We start from the raw sequence: 19,256 nt of genomic DNA on the forward strand, positions 1-19,256 counted from the left end.
ATCAGCCCTTGATCTCGGACCAGGCCTCGGTCCACTGGGCGTAGTCGACGCACTCGACGTCGGTGCGACCGTCGACGCACTCGGCGATCGGCGTGGTCCAGTACCAGATCTGCGAGGCGTAGTCCTCGTCACCGGCGTGGTAGGCCTCGCAGTCCTCGCGGAACTCGCAGGCCGCGTCGCTCGACGGGGCCTCGCCGAAGTACGCGGTCGCCTGGGCGTTGGCCTCGGGGCTGGCGATGTAGTCCAGCCACTCGTACGCGCAGTTCACGTTGGCCGCATCGGACGCGACCATCCACGTGTCGGACCATCCGGTCGCGCCCTCCTCGGGGAGGACGACGTCGGTCGGCGCACCCGAGTCGGCGAGCACGTTCTGGATGACCTGCCAGGTCGTGCCGACGACCGAGTCACCCGACTCGAACGCCTGGATCTCCTTGAGGTAGTCCGACCAGTACTCGCCGATGGACTGGCGCTGCTCCTTCAGCAGGTCGACCGCGGCCTGGAACTGCTCCTCGTCGAGTGCGTACGGGTTCTCGATGCCGAGCTCGGGCTGGTGCGCCATGAGGTAGACCGCCGCGTCGGCGATGTAGATGGGCGAGTCGTACGCGGTGACCTTGCCCGCGTTCTCACTCGCCTTGTCGAACACGACGTCCCACGAGGTGGGCGCCTCGGTGAAGACGTCGGTGTTGTACATGAGCAGGTTCGCGCCGTAACCATGCGGCACGCCGTACGACTGCCCGTCGACCGAGTTCCACTCCTTCTCCTTGAGGAAGTCGTAGATGCCCTCGTAGTTCGGGATCAGGTCGGTGTTGACGGGCTGCACCTCGCCGCCCGCGATGAGGCGGAGCGTCGCGTCGCCCGAGGCGGCGACGACGTCGTACTCGCCCGTCTTCATGAGGTTCACGGCCTCGTCGGACGTGCCATAGGTCTTCGAGGTGACCTGGCAGCCGGTCTCCTCCTCGAACGGGGTGACCCAGTCGACGGCGGGGTCGTTGGTGCCGTCCTCGACGTAGCCGGGCCACGCGAGGATCGAGACCTGTCCCTCGCCGTCGCCGAGCTCGGTGAGGGCCTCCTCGGTCGCCGTCGGGGTTCCCGAGGTGGTGCCACAGGCGGTGAGCAACGCGACCGAGCCGATCGCGAGTCCGACGGTCACGCCGCGGCGTGCCGTGCGCGAGATGCGCATCATGGTTCTCTCCTGGTTTCTCTGTGTGGTGGGTGTGGTGCAGGTCGGGGCGGGTTCGTCACGCTGCCGGTGCGGGCGCGGCATCCGCCCCGCCGAGCGCGACGACGTCGTCGTCGTGCCAGCTGACGACGACGCGGTCGCCGCGGTCCTCGTCGCGCGCGCGATTGCGGGCGTTCTGCTCGAGCACGCTGACCCGGGGGCCGGCGTCGAGGTCGACCACCACGCGGATGCCGCTGCCGAGGTAGATCGTCTCGACGACCGTGCCCGGGGCGGTGTGCACGCCGTCGCCCGAGGCGTCGGCGGACGAGTCGACGGTCATCTTCTCGGGGCGCACGGAGTGGGTGCCGCCACGGCCGAGCAGGACCTGGGACGTCTGGTCGTCGAACAGGTTGGACGTGCCGACGAAGTCGGCGACGAAGCGGGAGACGGGCCGCTCGTAGAGCTCGGCCGGCGTGCCGAGCTGCTCGATGCGCCCGTTGTTGAAGACGGCGACGCGGTCGCTGAGGGTGAGCGCCTCCTCCTGGTCGTGGGTCACGAAGATGAACGTGATGCCGAGCTCGCGCTGGATCTGCTTGAGCTCGACCTGCATCTGCTCGCGCAGCTTGAGGTCGAGCGCGCCGAGGGGCTCGTCGAGCAGGAGCACCTTGGGCTGCACGACGGTCGCCCGTGCGAGCGCCACGCGCTGGCGCTGGCCGCCGGAGAGCTGCGCGGGCCGGCGATCGGCCATCTGCTCGAGCCGCACCGAGGCGAGCGCGCGGCGGGCGCGCTCGATGCGCTCCTTGCGGCCGATGCCGCGCACGCGCAGGCCGTAGGCGACGTTGTCGAGCACGCTCATGTGCGGGAACAGCGCGTAGTCCTGGAAGACCGTGTTCACGTCGCGGTCGAACGGGGCGCGCTTGGTGACATCGTCGCCGAACAGCTCGATCGTGCCGCTCGTGGGCTGCTCGAAGCCGGCGATGAGCCGCAGCACCGTGGTCTTGCCGGAGCCCGAGGGACCGAGCATGGAGAAGAACTCGCCCGCGGCGATCTCGAGATCGACGTGGTCGACGGCGGTGACGGCGCCGAACTCCTTCGTGAGCCCGGTGAGCCGGATCGCCGGCTGCTGGTCGGTCATTGACGATCTCCTTCGATGTCGTGGTTCTAAATCATATGGATTCATATGTCATAGTCCAGAGGTTCGTGTTACGGTCGCATCACAGATCGCCCGATGAGCGCCCCCAATCCGGGGGCCGGGGTCGGATCGGCGCTTCATCGAGGAGGTCCGGATGCCGCAGTCCAGTGCGCGCACCGACCCCGCCCGCGCCGTGATCTTCTCCCCGCTCGACGGTTCGGGCCGGGCCGAGCTCGTCGAGCAGCGCCTGACCGACGCGATCGTCTCGGGCGTACTGCGCGACGGCGAACGGCTGCCGAGCGAGGCCGAGCTCGCCCGCAGCCTCGGCGTCGCGCTCGTCACCGCGCGCGAGGCGCTCGTCGCCCTCCGCCACAAGGGGCTCGTGCGCACCCGGCGCGGCCGCGACGGCGGCAGCTTCGTCACCTACGACCGCGACGCCTCGACGCGGCTCATCGACGGGCGGCTGCGCGCCGCGAGCCGCATCGAGCTGCGCGACCTCTCCATCCTCGTCTCCGCGATCGCGGGCATGGCGGCCGAGGTCGCCGCCGACCGCGCGAGCGACGACGACGTGCAGAGCCTCGTCGAGATCGACGCGCGCGCCGACCTCGCGAACACGGGCGGCGCCCGGCGCGCGGTCGGCCGCTTCCAGCTCGAGGTCGCCGCCGTCAGCCAGTCGCCGAGGCTCGTCCACGAGGAACTGCGGCTCCAGGCCGAGACGGGCGTCCTGCTCTGGCTCTGCCTGCGCCAGCAGGAGTACCGTGACCGGAGCAGGGAGGCCCGCCTCGAGGTGATCGACGCGATCCGGCGAGCGGATGGCGCATCCGCCCGCCGCGCGACCGTCGACCACATCACGTCGGCCGTCGAATGGCTGGTCGACGAGAAGGCCCGGCTCGAGTCGGCCCCCGCGACCGACGCCGCGCCGACGCGGCCCCGAACGACCGAAGGGAGCCGGTCATGACCCTCGTGGACACCGCCGCCGGCATCGCACAGCGCGTCGCCGCGACCATCGACCCGGTCTTCGCCGTCATCGACGACTGGCGGGCGAACGCCGAGCGCCACCTCGCCGCCGACGCCGAGCCGCGCGCCGCGACGTTCGACCCCGTGGTGGCCGACCTCGTCGCCGCCGAACTCGAGCGACCCGGCACCCTGATCACCGGCGCGGGCTTCGTCGCGGCACCCGGCTTCCTCGCCGACGCGCCATGGCACCTCGCGTGGTGGCTCTCGGGCGCGTCGCCGTTCCGCGTCGAGCAGACGGGCGGCGGCCTGCGCCGGCTGGATGCGGTGAGCGACCCCGACGCCGAGTCGTTCCGCGACTACACCACGCTCGAGTGGTGGCGCGTGCCCGCGCGTACCGGCCGGCGGCACCTCACCGGGCCCTACGTCGACTACCTCTGCACCGACGACTACACCGTCACGATCACGACGCCGGTCGCCGTCGACGGCGAGATGGCCGGCCTCGTCGGCGCCGACGTGTACGTGGCCCGGCTCGAGCAGGCGCTGCTGCCGGTGCTGCGCGAGGCCGACCGCACGTGCACGATCGTCAACGCCTCGGGGCGCATCGTCGCCTCGACCGACACGCACCGCGCGACCGGCGCGCTGCTCCGGCTCGACGGGCTCGCCGACGCCCTCGCGCCGCTCCGCGAGGCCGAGGGCGTGGGCCTCGTGACGGCGGTCGCGCCGCTGCCCGGCGGGGCCGATGTCGTGCCGTGCGGCGACACCTCGCTCGCCCTGGTGGTCGAGTAGCGGGGTCCATCGTCGCGCGCCGGCCGTCGCGGCATCCGCTCGAGCCGACCGCGCCGAACCGTGCACAGGCGTCCCCCGCGCGGGGGCCATCCCGGTAAGGTGAGGGCCTGAGCAGAACGGGCGCGGGCCGACATCGGCAGGTGCCCCGAGCGAGACCGGCGGACTCATGACGGTGACCATGAGGGAGAAGCAGGCCCGCAGGAGGCGGCGGCGCCTGCTGGCGTACGCGGGCGTGACGGCGGCCTGGGCCGTCACCGTGTGGCTCAGCACCGTCCTCGCGCCGCCCGACTGGCTGCACGGCATCGCCCTGTTCGTGCACGTCGGAGCGCTCGTGATCGGCCTCGGCGCCGTGCTCATGATCGAGTGGCACGCACTGCTCTGGGCCACCGGCTGGAGCAACGTCCGGGAGTTGCGACAGGCCGACCGCACCATGATCCTGCCCGTGTGGGTCGGGCTCGGCGGACTGCTCGCGAGCGGCGCACTGCTCGAACCCGACCTCGGCCGGCCCGCGACGCTCGTCAAGCTGGGCGCCGTGCTGGTGCTGAGCCTCAACGGGGTCGCGCTCACGCGCTGGACGCACGACCTCGCACGGCTGCCCGCGAACGCGCACTTCCGGAGCCTGCCGCGAGGCGCACGGGTCGGCTTCGTGACGAGCGCCGTGGTGTCGCAGGCGGCCTGGTGGACCGCGGTGGTGATCGGGCTGGTGAATTCCACAGCATGACGCCGGCCCCTGCGCCGCACATCACGCTGAGCTAGGCTCACGAACGAGGCACCCGCTGACTGGAGGACCAGCGATGCGCGATGCACCCGAGAACGCCCCGCGACGCGACCGAAGCCGACTGCGCGAGGAGGGCCGGCGCCGGCGCCGGCGCGTGCTCTGGGTGGCCGTGGCGGGCGGCGTCGCCGCGGTGCTCGCGATCGGGGGCGCCGTGACCGCCGCGATGCTCACCACCCAGGGCGGCACGAGCGCCGGGCCGGGCGCGTCGGCCGAGCCCGAGCCGATCGTCTTCCCCAGCGACGAACCCGCCCCGACCGCCGGTGCCGAGCCGTGCACGACGGTCCGCGCGCTCTCGTCGTTCGAGAACGCCGAGATGGTCCAGCGGCTCGCCGAGGCCTACAACGCCGCGCCCCGCGATGTCGAGGGCGCCTGCGTCGAGGTCGTGCCGACCAAGGACAAGTCCGGCATCGCCGCAGCCGAGGCGGCGGTCGGATTCACTGAGCAGGCGGAGGACGAGCGCCCGGCCCTCTGGATCCCCGACGCGAACTCGTGGCTCGGCGTCGCGCGCGACGCCGGCGGCTCGGCGAACGTGCCCGAGGAGGGCGAGAGCATCGCGTCGTCCGACATCGTCCTGGCGATGCCGGAGGATCTCGCGGCCGCGATCGGCTGGGACGACGAGCCGCCGACGTGGACCGAGGTCTTCGCGACCTCGGAAGACGCGTCGGTCTGGAGCGACCTCGACCACCCGGAGTGGGGCGAGTTCAAGCTCGGCAAGACCAGCCCGCTCGTCGCGAGCTCGGGCGAGGCCGCCATGCTCGCGTCCTACGGCTCCGCGGCCGGATCGATCGCGGACCTCTCGGCCGACGACATCGCCGACGACGAGGTGACCGCCGAGGTGAAGCAGCACGAGCTCGCCACGAGCCACTACATGGCCACGCCCGAGCACTTCCTCTGGCACGCGCGGCAGTCCGAGGACAAGGGCGGATCGGCGGCCGACTTCCTCTCGGCCGTCATCGTCGACGAGAAGTCGGTGTGGGACTACAACCGCGGCATCACGAGCCGTGACGGAGTGACGCGCATCGAGAGCGACCCGCCCCAGGAGCAGCTCGTGCCGATCTACCCCACCGACGGCTTCTACGTCGCCGACAACCCCGCGGTCGTGCTCACCGGCAGCTGGGTCGACGACGAGGAGGCGGCCGCGGCGGCCGACTTCGTGCGGTTCGCGAGCACGGCGGAGGGCCAGGCGATCGTGCGCGAGACCGGCTACCGCGATCTCAACGGCGAGCTCGACCCCGGCGTCGCCGACGTCGGCGCGCTCACCGAGTCGCCCGACGGCGGGCTGGCGTTCCCCGCGCCGTCCGTGGTCGTGGCGATGCACGAGGCGTTCGACGAGGTGCGCAAGCGTGCGAACGTGCTGTTCCTCGTCGACGTCTCCGGGTCGATGGGCGACAAGATCGCGACCGGCGAGACGAAGCTCGCCGCGGCGAAGGTCGCCATCTCGAAGGCGCTCGACTACTTCGCCGAGGGCGACGACGTGGGGCTCGCCGCGTTCTCCGAGGTCGACGCGAACCCGCTCGCTCCCGGGGTGGTGAGCCCCGTGGGCGACATCACGGAGACGCGCGACGACTTCGAGGCCGCGCTCGGCAAGCTCAAGCCGATCGAGTGGACGCCGCTCTACGAGGCGGTCGACACGTTCGCGACGCAGCAGGCCGAGGACTGGGACCCCGACCGCATCAACGCGATCGTGCTCCTCAGCGACGGCAGGAACGAGACCGAGGCGCCCAGCACCTCGAGCGCGCAGATGCTCGCCACGCTGGACGAGCTGCACCACTCCACGCCCGTGCTGGTGTTCACCCTCGCCTACGGCGCCGATGCCGACGTGAAGACCCTGCAGGCGATCTCGTCGGCGACGGGCGCGCACTTCTACGACTCGACCGACCCGACCGAGGTCGACGAGGTGCTCGGCGACCTCGTGACGAGCTTCTGACGGCCGCCGTCACACGGGACCCGCCGCGCCGATCCGTTTGCGAGCATTGAGCCATGAACGCGCGCCCACCCGCCCTCGTCGGCATCTCGCACGGTACGTCGTCGGAGGACGGCCGCCGGGCGGTGCGCGGCCTGCACGCCGCGGTCGCCGAGGCGGCGGCCCGGCGCCATCCGCAGGCACCGCCCTCGGTGCGGCTCGGACACGTCGACGTCGAGCAGCCCGACGTGCCGGCCACGCTCGCGTCGCTCGATCCGGGCGAACCGGCGGTCGTCGTGCCGCTGCTGCTCTCGGCGGGCTACCACGTCTACGTCGACCTCACCGAGGCCGTCGCCGACGAGACGGAGCGCCCGGTCGCGCTCGCCGGCGCCCTCGGACCCGACGACCGCCTCGCGGCGCTGCTGCTGCGCCGCCTGCACGAGGCGGGCCTGCGCGACGACGACCGCATCGTGCTCGCCGTCGCCGGATCGAGCGACACGCGCGCGATCGACGACTGCCGCGACCAGGCGCGGCGGCTCGCTGCGGCGTCCGGTCGGGAGGTATCGCTGGGCTTCCTGTCGGCGGCCGAGCCCCGCCTGCCCGACGCCGTCGCGGCGGCGCGAGCGGACGGCGCGGCCGCGCGCGTCGTCGTCGCGAACTACCTGCTCGCACCCGGCTACTTCGACGACCTCGCGCGCGCCGCGGGCGCCGACGTGACGGCCGCGCCGCTGCTCGTGCCGGATGCGCCGGCCCCCGGCGAACTCGTCGAGATCGTGCTCGACCGCTACGAGGCATCCGCGCGCGCGCTCGCGGCCTGACGCTGCCCTTCCTGAGAGGTCAACCCCTGTGACGCTCCGGGTCGCAGCCGGTAGGCAGGAAGGATGCATCGGATCCACTACGCCGGAGACTCCGTCCTGACCGGATCGGCGATCGCACAAGCGCTCCTCGACTACGCGGAGGTGCTCGCGAAGTCGGCGACCGCGGCCACCATCGAGATCCCCGTCCGCGAGCCCGACGGATCCACGGGCAGTTCCACCCTGCTCGTCGGACCCGCCAGCCAGCTGATCGCCGACGTCGAGCCGAGTCATGAGCACGAGCTGGTCGACGACGAGCTCGTCCGGCGGCTCGAGCGCCTCACGGCCGAGCTCCGTCGCCCGCGGGCGGTGTCGTCGCACTTCGGGCACGGCACCGCGCACGAGTACTTCGACGACCTGTAGGCGAACGACCCGGACGGCCGCCGATGCGCTTCACGGTGACCGATTGCGACGGTATGTGACGCCGTGCGACACGAGGTGACCGAACGTGACGCGCCCGCCTTCCGGCATCCGCCCGACCCCCGTAGCTTCATGGACCACGCACCCCGGACGGGGGTCGCGACCATGAAGGGGGATCGGCGTGACGATCGACACGACGGATGCCGCGACGCGGCCGTCGCGCACCGTGCGCGGGGCCGCACGGGGAGAGCCGGCGGCACGCGACATCCGCCCGCCCCGCCCCTCGGCGAAGCCGAACGGGCAGTGGAAGGTCGACGGCACCGCACCGCTCAACGCGAACGAGGAGTGGAAGCAGGCCGACGGCGGCCTGAGCGTGCGCGAGCGGATCGAGACGATCTACGCCGACGGCGGCTTCGCGTCGATCGACCCGACCGACCTGCACGGCCGCTTCCGCTGGTGGGGGCTGTACACGCAGCGCAAGCCCGGGATCGACGGCGGTCGCACCGCGACGCTCGAGCCGCACGAGCTCGAGGACGAGTACTTCATGCTGCGCGTCCGCATCGACGGCGGGCAGCTCACGACCGAGCAGCTGCGCGTCATCGGCGGCATCTCGACGGAGTTCGGGCGCGACACGGCCGACCTCACCGACCGCCAGAACGTGCAGCTCCACTGGATCCGGGTCGAGGACGTGCCCGAGATCTGGCGCCGGCTCGAGGCGGTCGGGCTCGGCACGACCGAGGCGTGCGGCGACGTGCCCCGGGTCATCCTCGGCTCGCCCGTCGCGGGCATCGCGGCCGACGAGCTCATCGACCCGACGCCGCAGATCGAGGAGATCGCGTCACGGTTCATCGGCGACGAGTCGCTCGCGAACCTGCCGCGCAAGTTCAAGTCGGCCATCACCGGGCACCCCAGCCAGGACGTCGTGCACGAGATCAACGACGTCGCGTTCGTCGCGGTCGAGCACCCCTCGCTGGGCGTCGGGTACGACCTCTGGGTCGGCGGCGGGCTCTCGACGGCGCCGCGGCTCGCCGAGCGGCTCGGCGTGTTCGTCGCCCCCTCGCAGGTGGCCGAGGTGTGGCACGGCGTCGCGCAGATCTTCCGCGACTACGGCTACCGGCGGCTGCGCAACAAGGCGCGCCTGAAGTTCCTGCTCGCCGACTGGGGCGTCGCGAGGTTCCGCGAGGTGCTCGAGACCGAGTACCTCGGCGAGGCGCTGCCCGACGGACCCGCGGCACCCGCGCCGGCCACGGTCGGCGACCACGTGGGCGTGCACCGCCAGAAGGACGGCCGGTTCTACGTCGGCGCGACGCCCATCGTCGGTCGTGTGTCGGGTCCGGCCCTGACGAAGCTCGCCGACCTGATCGAGGCGCACGGCTCGACCCGCCTGCGCACCACGCCGCACCAGAAGGTCGTCATCCTCGACATCCCCGAGGACCGCGTCGAGTCACTCATCGCGGGCCTCGACGAGCTCGGCCTCCAGGCCCGGCCGAGCCTCATCCGCCGCGGCACCATCGCGTGCACGGGCATCGAGTTCTGCAAGCTCGCGATCGTCGAGACCAAGGCGTACGCGACCGCGGCCGTGCTCGAGCTCGAGGAGCGCCTCGCCGCGTTCGACCTGCCGCACCCGATCGCGCTGCACGTCAACGGCTGCCCCAACTCGTGCGCGCGCATCCAGACCGCCGACATCGGGCTCAAGGGCCAGCTCGTGACCATCGACGGCGAGCAGGTGCCGGGCTACCAGGTGCACCTCGGCGGCGGGCTCGCCTCGCAGGACCGCGACGAGGCCGGCCTCGGCCGCACGGTCCGCGGCCTCAAGGTCGCCGCCGACGGCATCGCCGACTACGTCGAGCGCGTCGTCACACGGTTCCTCGAGGAGCGCGACGCGGCCGCCGGCGAGACGTTCGCCCAGTGGGCGCACCGCGCCGACGAGGAGGCCCTGCGGTGAGCGCGCGCAACATCGGCCACCCGAGGGTTGAGGAGGGCGCTCCGCGCGACTCGGGGGTTGAGGAGGCCGCTCAGCGCCCGTCTCGCGTCCGCCGCACTCCCGACAACCTCCGCGCCCTCGCCGAGGCCGGCAACGCCGCGCTCGGCAGCCTCACCGACCACGAGGCATCCCCCGCCGAGGTCGTCGCGTGGGTCGCGGCGAACTTCGCGACGGATGCCGCGGCCGTCGCCTGCTCGATGGCCGACGCCGCGCTGCCGCACCTCGTCGCGCAGTACCTCCCGGGCGTCGACGTGCTCTTCCTCGACACCGGCTACCACTTCGCCGCGACGCACGCGACGCGCGACGAGGTCGCCCGCCAGCTCGACGTCCGCATCGTCGACGTGCTTCCGGAGCAGACCGTCGCCGAGCAGGACGCCGCATTCGGCGCCGAGCTGTTCGCGCGCGACCCGGGCCTCTGCTGCGCGCGCCGCAAGGTCGAGCCACTGCAGCGCGCGCTCGGCGGCTACGAGGTGTGGTTCACGGGCGTCCGCCGCGACGAGGCGCCGACGCGCACGCTCACGCCGCTCGTCACGTACGACGAGCGGAACGGGCTCGTCAAGGTCAACCCGGTCGCGGCATGGACCTTCGACGACCTCCTCGACTACGCGGGCGCGTTCGGGGTGCCCGTGAACCTCCTCATGTCGCAGGGGTATCCCTCGATCGGCTGCGAGCCGTGCACGAAGCCCGTCGCCGCGGGCGAGGACCCGAGGTCGGGCCGCTGGGCCGGCCTCTCGAAGACGGAATGCGGGTTGCACCTATGACCGACACGAACCTCCCCCCGCGGGTTGAGGAGGTCGCGCAGCGACCGTCTCGAAACCAGGATGCGCAGGCGGGTTTCGAGACGCCTCCTTCGTCGGCTCCGCAACCCTCACACGGTGCTCCTCGACCCTCACAGGCGCTCGACACGCTCGACGCGCTCGAGGCCGAGGCGATTCACATCATCCGCGAGGTCGTCGCCGAGTTCGAGCGCCCCGTCCTGCTCTTCTCCGGCGGCAAGGACTCCGTCGTGGTGCTGCACCTCGCGACCAAGGCGTTCTGGCCCGCGAAGGTGCCGTTCCCGGTGCTGCACGTCGACACCGGCCACAACTTCCCCGAGGTGCTGCGGTTCCGCGACGAGACCGTCGAGCGGCTCGGCATCCGCCTCGAGGTCGCCTCGGTGCAGGACTACCTCGACGATGGCCGCCTCCAGGAGCGGGCGGATGGCACGCGCAACCCGCTGCAGACCCAGCCGCTGCTCGACGCCATCGCGGCCGGCCGGCACGACGCGGTCTTCGGCGGCGCACGCCGCGACGAGGACAAGGCGCGCGCCAAGGAGCGCATCATCTCGCTGCGCGACGAGTTCGGCCAGTGGGACCCGCGCAACCAGCGGCCCGAGCTCTGGAGCCTCTACAACGGCCGGCACACGGTCGGCCAGCACGTGCGCGCGTTCCCGATCTCGAACTGGACCGAGCTCGACGTTTGGCGGTACATCGAGCGCGAGCAGATCTCGCTGCCGCCGCTGTACTTCGCGCACGAGCGCGAGGTCTATGCGCGCGACGGCATGTGGCTCGCGGTGAGCGACGTCTCCGCGCCGCGCGCGGGCGAGACCATCGAGCGCCGCACCGTGCGCTACCGCACCGTCGGCGACCTGAGCTGCACCGGCGCCGTGCTGTCGGATGCCGCGACGGTGTCGGACATCGTCCGTGAGGTCGCGGCATCCACCCTCACCGAGCGCGGCGCCACGCGCGCCGACGACCGCCTCTCGGAGGCGGCGATGGAGGACCGCAAGAAGGACGGGTACTTCTGATGAGCACGCTGTTCCGCTTCGCGACCGCCGGGTCGGTCGACGACGGCAAGTCGACGCTCGTGGGCCGCCTGCTGCACGACTCGAAGGCGATCCTCGCCGACCAGCTCGAGTCGGTCGCGCGCACGAGCGCCGAGCGCGGCTTCGGCGGCGAGCCCGGTGCGATCGACTTCGCGCTGCTCACCGACGGCCTTCGCGCCGAGCGCGAGCAGGGCATCACGATCGACGTCGCCTACCGCTACTTCTCGACCGGTCGGCGGTCGTTCATCCTGGCCGACTGCCCCGGCCACGTGCAGTACACGCGCAACATGGTCACCGGCTCGGCCACGGCCGACGCGGTCGTCGTACTCGTCGACGTGCGCAACGGCGTGCTCGAGCAGACCCGCCGGCACCTCGCGGTCGTGCAGCTGCTGCGCGTGCCGCACGTGATCGTCGCGGTCAACAAGATCGACCTGACCGGCTACGACCGGGCCGCGTTCGAGGCGGTGGCGGCGGATGTCGCCGCGCTCGCGCGCGACCTCGGCCTGCCCGACGCGCACACGATCCCGGTCTCGGCGCTCGCAGGCGACAACGTCGTCGAGCGGTCGGCGAACACGCCCTGGTACGACGGGCCGAGCCTGCTCGAGTTGCTCGAAGAGCTCGCGACGATCGACGAGCTCGAGACCGACCTCGAAGCGCTGCGCCTCCCCGTGCAACTCGTGATCCGCCCGCAGGGCGCGCTATCGCCCGAGCTGACCTCTGCGGGTCGAGGAGCGAGCGCCGGCGAGCGTCTCGAGACCCAGCCGCAGGACGACTTCCGCGACTACCGCGCGTTCGCGGGCCGCATCGAATCGGGCACCGTCCGGGTCGGCGACGCCGTCGAGGTGTTCCCCGCCGGCATCACGACCACCGTCGTCGGCATCGACCGCGGGCCGCTGGCCGTCGACGAGGCATCCGCCCCGCTCTCGGTCTCGCTGCGCCTCGCCGACCCGGTCGACGCGGCGCGCGGCGCCGTCATCGCAGCCTCCGGATCCCTCCCGCGTCCGCGACGCGAGATCGAGGCCGACGTATTCCAGCTCGACGGGCGTCCGTTGACCACGGGCAGCCGCGTGCTGGTCAAGCACGGCACCTCGACCGTGCAGGCGCTCGTCACCGACATCCGGGGCCGGCTCGACCTCGACACGCTCGAGACGACCCCGACCGCGGCGCTCGAGACCAACGACATCGGACTCGTGCGGCTGAAGCTCGCGGCGGACCTCGCCGTCGAGCCGTACGCCGCGCACCGCCGGGCCGGGGCGTTCCTGGTCATCCACCCGCACGACGGCGCGACCCTCGCCGCCGGCATCGTCACCGAAGGAGATACAGCATGACCGCACGCTCGCGCGCCATTCGCTCGACCCGTCTCGGAGACCTCGCCGGCATGATGCTCGCCGGGGCGATCCTCGTGAGCGCGACCCTCACCGGCTGCGCGGCGCAGCCCGCAGCGGGTGCCGGCACCCAGCCCGACGCCCCCGCCGCGGAGGCGACGGGCACGCCCGCCGAGGAGCTGCGACTCGGGTACTTCGCCAACGTCACCCACGCGCCCGCGCTCGTGGGCCTCGAGGAGGGGCTCATCCAGGACGCGCTCGGCGACACGACGCTCTCGACGCAGGTGTTCAACGCCGGCCCGGCCGCGATCGAAGCGCTCTCGGCCGGCGCGATCGACGCGACGTACATCGGCCCGAACCCGGCGATCAACACCTACATCGCCTCGGCCGGCCAGTCGGCGCGCATCGTCGCCGGCGCCGCCAGCGGCGGGGCGGCGCTGGTCGTCCAGCCCGGCATCGACGGCGCCGACGACCTCGACGGCGCCAACCTGGCGACGCCCCAGCTCGGCAACACGCAGGATGTCGCGCTGCGCACCTGGCTCGCCGACGAGGGCTACGAGACGTCGACCACGGGCGGCGGCGACGTGACCATCTCGCCGACTGAGAACTCGCAGACGCTCACGCTGTTCCAGGCCGGCGACCTCGACGGCGCCTGGCTGCCCGAGCCGTGGGTCTCGCGGCTCGTGGTCGACGCGGGCGCCGAGGTGCTCGTCGACGAGGCCGACCTCTGGGAGGACGGCGAGTTCCCCACGACCGTGCTGCTCGTGCGCGCCGACTTCCTCGCGGCGCACCCTGAGACGGTGCGGGCGCTCGTCGCCGGCCACGCGGCATCCGTCACCTGGCTCGATGAGAACCCGGATGCCGCGGCCGACGTGATCAACGCGCGCCTGACCGCCGACGCGGGCAAGGGTCTCTCCGACGCGGTCATCGACCGCGCGCTCGAGCACGTCGACTTCACCGTCGACCCGCACGCCGACACGTTCGAGCAGCTCCTGCAGGACGGCGTCGACGCGGGCACGTCGAAGGCCGGCGACATCGACGGGCTGTTCGACCTCTCGGCGCTGAACGCGGTGCTCGAGCAGGCCGGCGAGGAGCCCGTGAGCGCGGCGGGACTCGGGACGGAGTAACCATGTCCACCATCACCGCGGAGCGCGTGCCCGCCGAGGCGACCGGCGCGGGAGCGGGCGCGCCCGCCATCCGCATCGCCGGGCTCGGCAAGCGGTACGCCGACGACGGCCCCGTCGTGCTCGACGGCATCGACCTCGACGTCGCGCCGGGCCAGTTCACGTGCCTGCTCGGCGCGTCGGGCTGCGGCAAGTCGACGCTGCTCTCGATCGTCGCCGGCCTCGAGAAGCCGACGGCGGGCACGGTCGAGGTCGCCGACGGCGGCGCCGCGGTGATGTTCCAGGACGCGTCGCTGCTGCCGTGGCTCACCGCCCGGCGCAACGTCGAGCTCGCGCTGCGGCTCGGCGGGTCGGGGCTCTCGGCCTCGGCCCGCCGGGCGCGCGCGCTCGAGCTGCTCGAGGTCGTCAACCTCGCGGATGCCGCGGAGAAGCGCCCGCACGAGCTGTCGGGTGGCATGCGCCAGCGCGTCGCCCTCGCGCGGGCGCTCGCGCAGGACCGCCCGGTGCTCCTCATGGACGAGCCGTTCGCGGCGCTCGACGCCATCACGCGCGACCTGCTGCACGAGGAGCTCCAGCGCGTCTGGCGCGAGACCGGCCGCGCCATCGTGTTCGTCACGCACAACGTGCGCGAGGCCGTGCGACTCGGGCAGCGCGTGCTGCTCATGTCGAGCCGCCCCGGCCGCATCGTGCGCGAGTGGGAGATCGCCGACGAGGGCCCCCGCCGCATCGAGTCGCCGCAGGTCGGCACGCTCTCGATCGAGATCACCGAGCACCTGCGAAGGGAGATCCGTCGCAATGCCTGAGCTCATCACAACCTCGGACGCGGTCGCCGCCGGCGGATTGCCGGTTTCGCCGGGAACTCCGGGCGAGAACCCGGCAGAAGTGGCAACGCGACGCGGCGGTGGCTCCGCCGACTCGCTCGACGCCGACCTTCGCGGCCTCGACGCGCTGCAGACCGAGACCCGCACGTCGCGTGCGTGGTGGCGGCGCCTGGTCGACGGCGCACTGCCGCCGATCGTGCTCCTCGTGCTGCTCGTCTCGGCCTGGCAGGCGTACACCGTCATCGCCCAGCCGCGCCCCGACCTCGCGCCCGGCCCGCTCGACGTCGCCGCCGCGCTCGGCCAGGCCTGGGAGTCGGGCCGCCTGCAGCTCGCGGTGACGACGAGTCTCGAGCGCGGCATCCTCGGGTTCCTCATCGCGATCGCGATCGGCACGCCGCTCGGCCTCCTGCTCGCCGAATCGCGGCTGCTGCGCCGCGCGTTCCAGCCGCTGCTCTCCGGCCTGCAGGTGCTGCCGTCGGTCGCCTGGGTTCCGGCCGCGATCATCTGGTTCGGGCTGACGGATGCCACGGTGTACTTCGTCGTGCTCATGGGCGCCGTCCCCTCCATCGCGAACGGGCTGGTCGCGGGCATCGCGCAGGTGCCGCCGCAGCTGCGCCGCGTGGGCACCGTGCTCGGCGCGTCGCGGTGGCAGCTCGCCACGACGGTCGTCGTGCCCGCCGCGCTGCCCGGCTACCTCGCCGGGCTCCGCCAGGGCTGGGCGTTCTCGTGGCGCTCGCTCATGGCGGCCGAGATCATCGCGTTCGGCGGCACGATCGGCTTCGGGCTCGGCTCGATGCTGCAGCAGAGCCGCGACCTCGCCGATCTCGCCGGGGCGCTCGGCACCATCCTCGTCATCCTCGCGATCGGCGTGATCATCGAGCTGCTGGTGTTCGCCCCGATCGAGCGCGGCCTGCTGCGCCGGCGCGGACTGACGGGAGCGAACGCATGAGCGGCCGGGTGCTCCTCGTCGGCGCCGGGCCGGGCGACGCCGGGCTCCTCACCATCCGCGGCCTGCGCGCGCTCGAGGCGGCCGACGTGATCGTCGCCGACCGGCTCGGCGCCCGCTCGGTGCTCGACGGGCTCGCGGCCGAGGGCGTCGAGCTCGCCGCCGAGGTCGTCGACGTCGGCAAGCTGCCCGGCCACCACGCCGTGCCGCAGGACGCGATCAACGAGCTGCTCGTCACGCTCGCCCGCGACGGCAAGCGCGTCGTGCGCCTGAAGGGCGGCGACCCGTACGTGTTCGGCCGCGGCGGCGAGGAGCTCGCCTACTGCCGCGAGCGCGGCATCGACGTCGAGGTCGTGCCCGGCATCACGAGCGCCGTGTCGGTGCCCGCCATCGCCGGCATCCCGCTCACCCACCGCGGCCTCGCGACCACGTTCACGGTCGTCACCGGGCACGACCAGATCCAGGCCCTCGGCGGCGGACGCGACCACACGGTCGTGCTGCTCATGGGCATCGGCACGCTCGCGAACTCGGCGATCACCCTCGCCCGCGGCGAGCGCGGCGGCGAATGCCCAGTCGCGATCGTGGAGGATGGGTACGGCCCTCGCCAACGAGTGACGATCGGCACGCTCGACACGATCGCGCACCAAGCGGCCGTGCGCGGCGTCCGCTCGCCCGCGGTCGTGGTGGTCGGCGACGTCGTGCGGCTCAGCCCGTACGCGCCCGCCGAGCTCGCGACCTCCGCGTTCGCGGCGCCGCCCGCCATCGACTGACCTGCCCCTGCACCCCTCCGAAAGGCCATGAACCCCATGACCCTCAACCTCCGTGTCGCGATCGTCGGAGCCGGCCCCGCCGGCATCTACGCGGGCAACATCCTGCGCCGCCAGGTCGATGAAGCGGGCGGCCAGGTCGCGATCGACCTGTTCGAGTCGCTGCCCGCGCCGTACGGCCTGATCCGCTACGGCGTCGCGCCCGACCACCCCCGCATCAAGGGCATCGTCAACTCGCTGCACGAGATGCTCGACGAGGGCACCATCCGCCTCATCGGCAACGTCGAGGTCGGGCGGGATGTCACGGTCGATGAGCTGCGCGAGCGCTACGACGCCGTGATCTTCGCGACCGGCGCCCTGAAGGACGCCCCGCTCGACATCCCCGGCATCGACCTGCCCGGCTCCTACGGCGCCGCCGACCTCGTCGCCTGGTACGACGGCCACCCGGATGTCTCGCGCGAGTGGCCGCTCGAGGCGGAGTCGATCGCGGTGATCGGCAACGGCAACGTGGCCCTCGACGTCGCGCGCGTGCTCGCGAAGCACCCGGCCGACCTGCTCTCGACCGACATCCCGGCCAACGTGCACGAGGGCCTGCTCGCCTCGCCGGTCACCGACGTGCACGTGTTCGGCCGCCGCGGCCCGTCGCAGGTCAAGTTCACCCCCATCGAGCTGCGCGAGCTCGGCGAGGTGCCCGACGTCGACATCGTCGTGTACGACGACGACTTCGCCCGTGCCGAGGGCGACGAGCACGCCGCGCACCTGCTCGCGACGAACAACCAGGTCAAGGTCATGACCCGAACGCTGAACGGATGGCGCAAGCCCGCCGACTGGCAGCCGACCGCGTCGCGCCGCCTGCACCTGCACTTCTTCCACTCGCCCGTCGAGGTGCTCGGCACTTCCTCGGTCGAGGGCGTGCGGTTCGAGCGCACGCGCCCGGTCGGCGACGGCTCGGTCGTGGGCACCGGCGAGTTCGTCGACGTACCCGTGCAGGCCGTCTACCGCGCGGTCGGCTACGCGAGCTCGCCGATCGCGGGCGTGCCGTTCGACGAGTCGGCCCGCGTCATCCCCAACGAGGGCGGCCGGGTGACGGATGGCGCGGGCGCGCCGATCGCGGGCGTGTACGCGACCGGTTGGATCAAGCGCGGGCCCGTGGGCCTCATCGGCCACACCAAGGGCGACGCGCTCGAGACGATCACGAACCTGGTCGCGGATGCGAACGCCGGCGTGCTCGCGGAGCCCACGGTGGCGGCCGCCGACGGCGACGAGGTGCTCGAGCTGCTCGAGGCCCGCGGCATCCGGTACACGACCTGGAACGGCTGGCTCGCGCTCGACGCGCACGAGCGCTCGCTGGGCGAGGCGTTCGAGGGCACGGCGCGCGAGCGCGTGAAGGTCGTGCCGCGCGACGAGCAGGTCGAGATCTCGCGATCGGGCGCGCTCGTCGCGGGCTGACGCCCGCTCGTGGGCGCGCTGGGCGTGGGCCGGTGCCCGCTCGCCCGGGCGCGCTCATCGCCAGCTGACGCACGCCCGTTCGGCGCGCTCGTCGCAGGCCGACGCACGCTCGGTGGGCGCGCTCGGCGCGGCTGACGCACGCCTGCGCGGGCGCGTTCATGGCTGGCTGACGCAGGCTCGTCCGGGCGCGCACATCGCGGGCTCACGCTCGTTGGGCTTGCGGGCGCGGGCCGACGCCCGCTCGGTCGCGGAGTTCGCGCGGCTCGGAGGATGACCGGTGATATCCGGTCCTCCGGGCCGCGCGACCTTCTCCCCTCGCGCGGGGCTGCGCGCTCGATCCGAGGCGGCTGAGCACGCGTCAGTCGGAGATCGAGGCGAACGCGTCGATCGCGGCAGGGTCGGCGCCCGCCGCGCGCAGGCGCGCCGCGATCCCGGTGCGCGCGCGCCGGTACGAGGACGTGCGTCCGGTGAACAGCGAGTCGCGGTTCGCGAGCTCGAGGAGGGCGCTGAACTCGAACGAGAGCTGCTTGGCGTCGTCGAGCAGCGGCAGTTCGCCGGCATCGTGCGCGTGCTGCAGCGTCGCGGCGAGGTAGCCGCCCCATTCGCGCAGGAGCCCGGCGACGGCGTCGCGCACCTCGCCGGGCTTCGCGTCGAAGTCGGCCGCGGCCGAGGCGAAGAAGCACCCGCCGGGGAACACCCGATCCCGCGAGTACGCGATCCAGCCGTCGAGGAGCGAGAGCGCCCGCGCCAGGCCGCGCGGGTGCACGCGCGCGGGCGTGATGACCGTCTCGACGAAGCGCTCGCGCGCCGCCTCGACCGTCGCGAGCTGCAGGCGTTCCTTGCTGCCGAAGAGCGTCGCGACGTTGCTCTTGGACACCCCGGCACTCTGCGCGATCCGACCGATCGAGAGCTGGTCGAGCCCCTCGACCGAGGCGAGGTCGGCGGCGACGGCGAGCACCGCCCGCCGCGAGGCATCGCCGCGCAGGCGCCGCCCGTCGGCGTGATCGCTCGTGCTCGCCGATCCGGCGAGCGCGAAGGCGCCGGTCTCCGAACTCATGACTTCATTTTACGCACGATCGTACGTATACTTCACGCACGACCGTTCGT

18 protein-coding genes are annotated in these 19,256 nt (G+C 72.8%); 15 read left to right on the top strand and 3 right to left on the bottom strand.

Features of this window, described 5'->3' with window-relative positions:
• Position 1: 1 nt before the first annotated feature.
• Both JOD46_RS00825 and JOD46_RS00830 read right to left on the bottom strand, forming a co-directional pair.
• A complete protein-coding gene (locus tag JOD46_RS00825) occupies positions 2-1,183 on the bottom strand; it encodes an ABC transporter substrate-binding protein (RefSeq protein WP_204390904.1) in 1,182 nt (393 codons plus the stop codon).
• A 55-nt stretch (positions 1,184-1,238) separates the two neighbouring features.
• Positions 1,239-2,294 (bottom strand): ABC transporter ATP-binding protein, encoded by a 1,056-nt coding sequence (locus JOD46_RS00830; protein WP_204390905.1) that lies wholly within the window; start codon positions 2,292-2,294, stop codon positions 1,239-1,241.
• Between the two features lie 151 nt (positions 2,295-2,445).
• On the opposite strand from JOD46_RS00830, the gene JOD46_RS00835 reads away from it, so the two are divergent.
• From JOD46_RS00835 to JOD46_RS00905, 15 genes are all read left to right on the top strand, one after another.
• On the top strand, positions 2,446-3,249 hold the full coding sequence (locus JOD46_RS00835; RefSeq protein WP_204390906.1) for a FadR/GntR family transcriptional regulator: 804 nt from the start codon (positions 2,446-2,448) through the stop codon (positions 3,247-3,249).
• Positions 3,246-4,034, top strand: a complete 789-nt coding sequence (locus JOD46_RS00840; protein WP_204390907.1) for a PDC sensor domain-containing protein — start codon at positions 3,246-3,248, stop codon at positions 4,032-4,034. The genes JOD46_RS00835 and JOD46_RS00840 overlap by 4 nt, the downstream gene beginning before the upstream one ends.
• A gap of 178 nt (positions 4,035-4,212) precedes the next feature.
• Positions 4,213-4,755, top strand: coding sequence for a hypothetical protein (locus tag JOD46_RS00845; RefSeq protein WP_204390909.1), 543 nt, complete (start codon positions 4,213-4,215; stop codon positions 4,753-4,755).
• A gap of 73 nt (positions 4,756-4,828) precedes the next feature.
• Positions 4,829-6,739 (top strand): vWA domain-containing protein, encoded by a 1,911-nt coding sequence (locus JOD46_RS00850; protein WP_204390911.1) that lies wholly within the window; start codon positions 4,829-4,831, stop codon positions 6,737-6,739.
• 53 nt (positions 6,740-6,792) lie between these two features.
• Positions 6,793-7,533, top strand: a complete 741-nt coding sequence (locus tag JOD46_RS00855; protein ID WP_204390913.1) for a sirohydrochlorin chelatase — start codon at positions 6,793-6,795, stop codon at positions 7,531-7,533.
• Positions 7,534-7,596: 63 nt separating this feature from the next.
• On the top strand, positions 7,597-7,932 hold the full coding sequence (locus JOD46_RS00860) for a hypothetical protein (protein WP_204390915.1): 336 nt from the start codon (positions 7,597-7,599) through the stop codon (positions 7,930-7,932).
• A gap of 223 nt (positions 7,933-8,155) precedes the next feature.
• The gene (locus JOD46_RS00865; RefSeq protein WP_307835097.1) at positions 8,156-9,874 is read left to right on the top strand and encodes a nitrite/sulfite reductase; all 1,719 of its coding nucleotides are present in this window, start codon (positions 8,156-8,158) and stop codon (positions 9,872-9,874) included.
• Positions 9,871-10,674 carry a phosphoadenylyl-sulfate reductase gene (locus JOD46_RS00870; protein ID WP_307834858.1) on the top strand — a complete coding sequence of 268 codons (804 nt, stop codon included), beginning with the start codon at positions 9,871-9,873 and terminating at the stop codon, positions 10,672-10,674. Before JOD46_RS00865 ends, JOD46_RS00870 begins: the two co-directional genes overlap by 4 nt.
• A complete protein-coding gene (cysD, locus tag JOD46_RS00875; protein WP_204390919.1) occupies positions 10,671-11,699 on the top strand; it encodes a sulfate adenylyltransferase subunit CysD in 1,029 nt (342 codons plus the stop codon). Before JOD46_RS00870 ends, cysD begins: the two co-directional genes overlap by 4 nt.
• The gene (locus JOD46_RS00880; protein ID WP_204390920.1) at positions 11,699-13,045 is read left to right on the top strand and encodes a sulfate adenylyltransferase subunit 1; all 1,347 of its coding nucleotides are present in this window, start codon (positions 11,699-11,701) and stop codon (positions 13,043-13,045) included. The genes cysD and JOD46_RS00880 overlap by 1 nt, the downstream gene beginning before the upstream one ends.
• Complete coding sequence (locus JOD46_RS00885; protein WP_204390921.1) at positions 13,042-14,169, top strand: ABC transporter substrate-binding protein; 1,128 nt, start codon at positions 13,042-13,044, stop codon at positions 14,167-14,169. The genes JOD46_RS00880 and JOD46_RS00885 overlap by 4 nt, the downstream gene beginning before the upstream one ends.
• A 2-nt stretch (positions 14,170-14,171) precedes the next feature.
• Complete coding sequence (locus tag JOD46_RS00890; RefSeq protein ID WP_204390922.1) at positions 14,172-14,969, top strand: ABC transporter ATP-binding protein; 798 nt, start codon at positions 14,172-14,174, stop codon at positions 14,967-14,969.
• A gap of 79 nt (positions 14,970-15,048) precedes the next feature.
• Positions 15,049-15,936: an ABC transporter permease gene (locus JOD46_RS00895; protein WP_307834859.1), complete on the top strand. Its 888-nt coding sequence runs from the start codon at positions 15,049-15,051 to the stop codon at positions 15,934-15,936.
• A complete protein-coding gene (cobA, locus tag JOD46_RS00900) occupies positions 15,933-16,703 on the top strand; it encodes a uroporphyrinogen-III C-methyltransferase (RefSeq protein ID WP_204390926.1) in 771 nt (256 codons plus the stop codon). Before JOD46_RS00895 ends, cobA begins: the two co-directional genes overlap by 4 nt.
• 36 nt (positions 16,704-16,739) lie before the next feature.
• Positions 16,740-18,149: an FAD-dependent oxidoreductase gene (locus JOD46_RS00905; RefSeq protein ID WP_204390928.1), complete on the top strand. Its 1,410-nt coding sequence runs from the start codon at positions 16,740-16,742 to the stop codon at positions 18,147-18,149.
• Between the two features lie 358 nt (positions 18,150-18,507).
• Here JOD46_RS00905 and JOD46_RS00910 read toward each other — a convergent pair whose 3' ends face one another.
• Positions 18,508-19,206, bottom strand: coding sequence for a TetR/AcrR family transcriptional regulator (locus JOD46_RS00910; protein ID WP_204390930.1), 699 nt, complete (start codon positions 19,204-19,206; stop codon positions 18,508-18,510).
• Positions 19,207-19,256: the final 50 nt, after the last annotated feature.

The sequence above is a fragment of the Agromyces aurantiacus genome (assembly GCF_016907355.1).
GTDB lineage: Bacteria > Actinomycetota > Actinomycetes > Actinomycetales > Microbacteriaceae > Agromyces > Agromyces aurantiacus.